At 29.8% G+C, this 6032-nt stretch carries 4 protein-coding genes; all 4 read right to left on the bottom strand.

The genetic code is table 11. From position 1 onward, the window contains the following. Positions 1-175: 175 nt before the first annotated feature. Positions 176-1489, bottom strand: coding sequence for an ATP-binding protein (locus tag ABIV_RS04930; protein ID WP_114838845.1), 1314 nt, complete (start codon positions 1487-1489; stop codon positions 176-178). Positions 1490-1492: 3 nt separating this feature from the next. Next, entirely contained in the window at positions 1493-1936 is a 444-nt protein-coding gene (locus tag ABIV_RS04925; protein ID WP_114838844.1) for a Sua5 YciO YrdC YwlC family protein, read from the bottom strand. After that, positions 1936-5175: a carbamoyl-phosphate synthase large subunit gene (gene carB, locus ABIV_RS04920; RefSeq protein WP_114838843.1), complete on the bottom strand. Its 3240-nt coding sequence runs from the start codon at positions 5173-5175 to the stop codon at positions 1936-1938. Before carB ends, ABIV_RS04925 begins: the two co-directional genes overlap by 1 nt. 94 nt (positions 5176-5269) lie before the next feature. Continuing rightward, positions 5270-5950 (bottom strand): HesA/MoeB/ThiF family protein, encoded by a 681-nt coding sequence (locus ABIV_RS04915; RefSeq protein WP_205526956.1) that lies wholly within the window; start codon positions 5948-5950, stop codon positions 5270-5272. Positions 5951-6032: the final 82 nt, after the last annotated feature.

Here is a 6032-nt window from a genome sequence, read left to right as displayed (position 1 = left end):
AATTTACCCTTGAAGTATTAAATTAGATAAATTATAGCTAAAAGTTCATATGTAATTTATAATTTTTTATATTTATTTATTTTTATTATGTTTTAAAACATAAAGTAGCAATAGATAGCTTAATATAGGGACTTTAAAGAAAAAATTTATTTCAAATATTTTTGAATATAATCACTTATTTCATATTAAAAAAGGTGTTTTTTGTAACAATAATATATTTTTTTTCAAGGGAAGTTTCAAATTTATCAGAAGTGTTTTTTAATTTTCCGTAAGCAATTTTTGCAATATCTTTATCTTCCCATAAAATTTGTATAAAGGTTACAATTTTATTATTATGAGCAACTACATCTATAGTATTATCACTATTATCCCACCATGAACCTATCGCTTTAGGTAGATAACCAAAGATTGTCTCTTGTTTATCAAAGATAATCTCTTTTATGCATTTTTTATAACTTTGAAATACTGTTTTTTTAATAAACTCTTCTTGAATTATTTGACTAACTCTTTCAAGTTCATTTTGCTGTAGTAATTGAAGATTTGGATAGATATATAAAAACCAAAAAATCAAAGTGTTGTCACTAATCTCATATCTTCCATACTTTGAGTTCTTATTTTTTTCTTCCCCTAAAGGAATCACTTTTTTAATAATCATCATATCATTGAGTTTTAAAAGATACCTAGAAAGATAAGTAGATTTTAAATCTAACTCTTTTGCTATCTCTCCTATTTTTTTATGACCTTTTGCTATTGCATATAAAATTGAACAATAAGTACCTATTTCTGAAATTTCATTTTTTAAAATTCTTACCCCATATTCAAAAAGATAAGCATTTGAAGAGATAAAAAGATTTACAATATTTTCTGTAAAGTCTATTTTTGGATTATAATATTTTAAATTAGCAGGAGTAGTTCCTAATAAAGAGTATATATATAATTGGTCAAGTTTACTTAGATTTGGGAAAAACTCTTTTATTGCAAAGAAGTCTAGGTATTCTAGCTTTATAATATTATTTGTTAAACTTTCGATTTCATTTTTTGCAGGATATTCTAAAAACTGTAAAGAACTTAGTACAACAATATGAATATTTTTCTTTTTTAAATCTTTTTTCCAATATTTGCATAAAATATCAAGAGCTTGTTTATCTGTTTTTAAAATAGCTTGAAAATCATCTAATATAAATAGAAGCTTCTCTTCAATATTTTGTTCAAATAAAAAAAGAAGTACTTCCTCAAAGGAGTTAAAAGGTTTACCTACAGTATTAACTCCAAAAAAATGTTTAGAGATAGTATTTGCCATATTTGTAAAAAAATGGCTAGAAATCATTTCATAGCTAGAAAAATAGATATAAGATTTATCTTTAGCAAACTCATTTACTAAAGCAGTTTTTCCAACATTTTTTACTCCATAGATTATATCTAAAGCTGAATTTGCACTTGAATAACTACTATTTAATTTTTCAAGTTCTGCTTTTCTATGAATAAACATTTTTTATCTTATTCTCTTTAATTTTCTTTTTTTTAAAAGATATATTGAAGAAGAGATTTTTTCACTAAAACCATCTTTTGTTGAAACTATTACATCACAATTTGCTAAGGCAAAATCTTTTTCAAAACTCTTTTTTGTATGATTTGCAGAAGTTGAATATTGAGCTTTAAATTTTTTAATAAAACTATGAAATTTATCATTTCTATCTACTACTCTAAATGAATCTAGATTTGGATAAATAAAAGTGGTCTTTTTTGCATTTCTAACTCTTTTTCTATGCTCTTTAGGTATTCTTGTATTTTTCTTTAAAGTAGCAAAAGAGTCTAGTGTTTGAAGTATTTTTTGAGAAGCTGGTCTTCTTTTTACAGTAGAAAGTTTTTCATCATTTGCTGATGAAAAACCTACTGTAGTATCAGTTTGTACTAAATATATTAAATTAGTATCCATTAGTCATTTAAAAATTCTTGGATAGATTTAACACCTAATCCATCTTTTTTTCTTAAAGCTTTCATAGCTTCAATACAAGCTAGTGCTGTTGCAGCTGTTGTACCATAAGGAATGTTTTCTTTTAAAACTGATCTTCTGATATTTTTACCATCATCTTTAGATGACTCTTTTCCATCTGAAGTATTAAATGCTAAAGCAATTTCGCCATTTGTAATTGAGTCAATGATATTTGGTCTACCCTCAGAAATCTTAAGTACTTTTTCACACTCAATTCCAGCTTCTGATATAACTTTATGAGTTCCACCTGTTGCAACAATTGAGAAACCTTCTTCCACTAATCCTTGTGCAATTTTGGGAGCATACTCTTTATCTAAATCACATAAAGAGATAAATACTTTACCTGAAACTGGTAAACCATTTTTAGCTGCACTTTGTGCTTTAGCATATGCTTCACCAAAGTTATCAGAGATACCCATAACTTCACCTGTTGATTTCATTTCTGGTGTTAAAAGTGGGTCTGAACCGCTTAATTTAGTAAATGGGAAAACAGCCTCTTTAACTGCAATGTGACCTTTTAAAATTGGTTTTAATACACCATTATCTTCATATACAATATCAGAATTATATGTATCAAGAGCAGATCTTAAAGATTCTCCCCACATAACTCTAGTAGCTACTTTTGCTAAAGGCATACCAGTTGCTTTTGATACAAAAGGAACAGTTCTTGAAGCTCTTGGGTTAACTTCGATTAAATAGATTTGTCCTTTATGAATTGCATATTGAGTATTCATAAGACCAACAACACCAAGTCCTAGTGCCATTGCTTTTGTTTTCTCTTCAAGCTCTTTGATTAATTCATCTGAAATTGAAACTGGTGGTAAAGAACAAGCTGAGTCTCCTGAGTGAACTCCTGCTTCTTCAATATGTTGCATAATTCCACCAATATAAACCTCTTTTCCATCACAAATACAATCTACATCAAGCTCGATTGCTCTATCAAGGAATTTATCAATAAGTACTGGTGCATCATTTGAAACAGAAACTGCCTCATCCATATATTGTTTTAATTCATCAACAGAATAAACAATTTTCATACCTCTTCCACCAAGTACAAATGATGGTCTTACAAGTACTGGGAATCCAATTCTTTGGGCAATTGCAATTGCCTCTTCAACTTTTACAGCTGTACCATTATCTGGTTGTAAAAGTCCTGCTTTTTCAACAAATGATGAGAACTTCTCTCTATCTTCTGCTAAATCAATTACTTCTGCAGTTGTACCAATAATTTTTCCACCTGCATCATGGATTGCATTTGCAAGTTTAAGTGGAGTTTGCCCACCGAAATGAACAATAATTCCATCTGGATTTTCTTGCTCAATTACTGCTCTTACGTGTTCAAAATCAATTGGTTCAAAATATAAAATATCTGAAGTATCATAATCTGTTGATACTGTTTCTGGGTTACAGTTATACATAATTGTTTTAATACCCATTTCATTTAAAGCAAATGAAGCATGTACACAACAATAGTCAAACTCAATACCTTGACCAATTCTATTTGGACCACCACCGATGATAAGAACTTTTTTATCCTCATCTTTTTTCTCTACTTTTGGTAGTTTTGTAATATTTGTTGTAGAGTAAAGGTATGGAGTTAAAGCTTTAAACTCAGCAGAACAAGTATCTACTTCATTGTATTCAAACTCTACATTAAGTGCTTTTCTTGCTTGATAAACTTCTTCTTCACTTTTACCAATTAAGTTTGCAATCATTTTATCTGAGAAACCATTTGTTTTAATCTTTCTCATCTTAAGTTCATCAGTTAAAATTGAGTCATCAATTGTTTTCTCTAATTCATAAATTTCTCTAAATTTAGTTAAGAACCATGGGTCTACTTTACATAATTCAAAAATCTCTTCATTTGTAAGACCATGTCTCATACCATCCATTAAGTATCTTAATCTATCAGCATTTGGTCTTCTAATTTCTGCTTTGATTTTTTCTAAATCGCTACAAATTGGGTCAAAACCTACAATTCCTGTTTCCATAGAACAAAGTGCTTTTTGGATTGATTCATTGAATGTTCTACCAATAGCCATTACTTCACCAACTGATTTCATTCCAGTTGTAAGTGTAGAGTCTGCTTTTGGAAATTTTTCAAAAGTAAATCTTGGAACTTTTGTAACAATATAATCGATTACTGGCTCAAATGATGCAGCTGTACCTGTAATATCATTTGTGATTTCATCAAGTGTAAATCCAACTGCAAGTAGTGTTGCAACTTTTGCAATAGGATAACCAGTTGCTTTAGATGCAAGGGCAGAAGATCTTGAAACTCTTGGGTTCATTTCAATAACAATCATTCTTCCAGTATCTGGACAAATTGAGAATTGAACATTTGAACCACCAGTATCTACACCAATTTCTCTAAGAATTGCAAAAGAAGCATTTCTCATATCTTGGTACTCTTTATCTGTTAAAGTTAAGGCAGGAGCAATAGTAACTGAGTCTCCTGTATGAACTCCCATTGGGTCTAAGTTTTCGATTGAACATACGATAATACAGTTATCTTTGTGGTCTCTGATAACTTCCATTTCGTACTCTTTCCAACCAAGCATTGATTCCATAATCTCAATTTCATTGATTGGAGATGCTTCAATACCAGCTTCTGCAAGAGCTTTAAACTCTTCCATGTTATAAGCAACACCAGAACCACCACCTGCAAGAGTAAAAGATGCTCTTGAGATTACAGGAAATCCAATCTCTTTTGCTACTCTCATAGCTTCTTCAACACTATAAGCATTTGCACTTTTTGGTAAGTCCATACCAATTTTAATCATTGCTTCATTGAATAACTGTCTATCTTCACCTTTTTTAATAGCATCAGGATGTGCTCCAAGGAATTTTACTCCTTCTAACATACCTTTTTCATACATTGAAGTTGCAACGTTAAGTGCTGTTTGTCCACCCATAGTTGGTAAAATAGCATCAATATTTTCTTTTTCAATTATCTTTGCAACAACTTCTTCTGTGATTGGTTCAATATAAGTTTTATCAGCAAATTCCGGATCTGTCATAATAGTAGCTGGGTTTGAGTTAATTAAAACAACTCTATATCCTAACTCTTTTAATGTTTTTGTAGCTTGTGTTCCTGAGTAGTCAAACTCACACGCTTGTCCAATAACAATAGGTCCAGAACCTATAAGTAAAATAGATTTAATATCTTCTCTTTTTGGCATAAAGTTCCCCGTAGTGTAGTTAAAAATTTGGATAGTATATCGAAGAAGTGCTTAAAAAGACGTTAGGCTATCTAGTACCTATAAAGATACTAGATTAGTTTTTAGGAAGATTGAACTTTTGGTTTTGTAAAATACCCTCTTCATCAAAAGATAGATAGTATAAAATATCTTTTTTCACTGGAAGTCCAGCTAAGTGTCTAATTGCTAAGTTTGCTTGTAATGAACCTATATGCATTACAATAGGACAAGCAATTCCATTTGGTTTTCTATCATTTATTTTAAATACTGCTTCATATGATGCCTCTTCAAAAAAGCATACTTGTCCATGAAACTCTTCAACTGTACCATAAATCCATGGTTGTTTTCTTTCTAAACAATATTTATTAATAGCAGCTCTACTTGGTAAGTTATCAGTTGCATCAATTATTAAATCAAACTCTAAATCTCTTTTTGCAAACTCATCAAAACTCTCTACATATGCAGTAGCTTTAGTATATGGACATCTTGATTCTAAAAGCTCTTTTAAAACTTCTGCTTTATATTTTCCATCATCTCCAACTTTAAATCCAATTTGCCTATGAATATTGTGAACTCCAACATCATCAAAATCAACAAGAGCAAACTCTCCTATTCCAGAAGCTCCTAAAGCTATACCTAAAGTACAACCTAAACCACCACTTCCTATGATAGCTACTTTCTTATTTTGTAGTGAATCTTGTACTTCTTCACCCCAAAGTTTTATTTGTCTGTTAAAATATTCATGAATTTCACTCATCTCAATCCTTAGTAAATAAGTATAGTTTATTTTTATTATTTGTTATAATAATAGCAGATTTACTTTAAATTACTTTGACTTT

Origin of the sequence: Halarcobacter bivalviorum (genome assembly GCF_003346815.1) — a bacterium.
Classification (GTDB): Bacteria; Campylobacterota; Campylobacteria; order Campylobacterales; family Arcobacteraceae; genus Halarcobacter; species Halarcobacter bivalviorum.
Note: the sequence above shows the minus strand (reverse complement) of the source record. Positions and strands in the feature narration are given on the sequence as shown.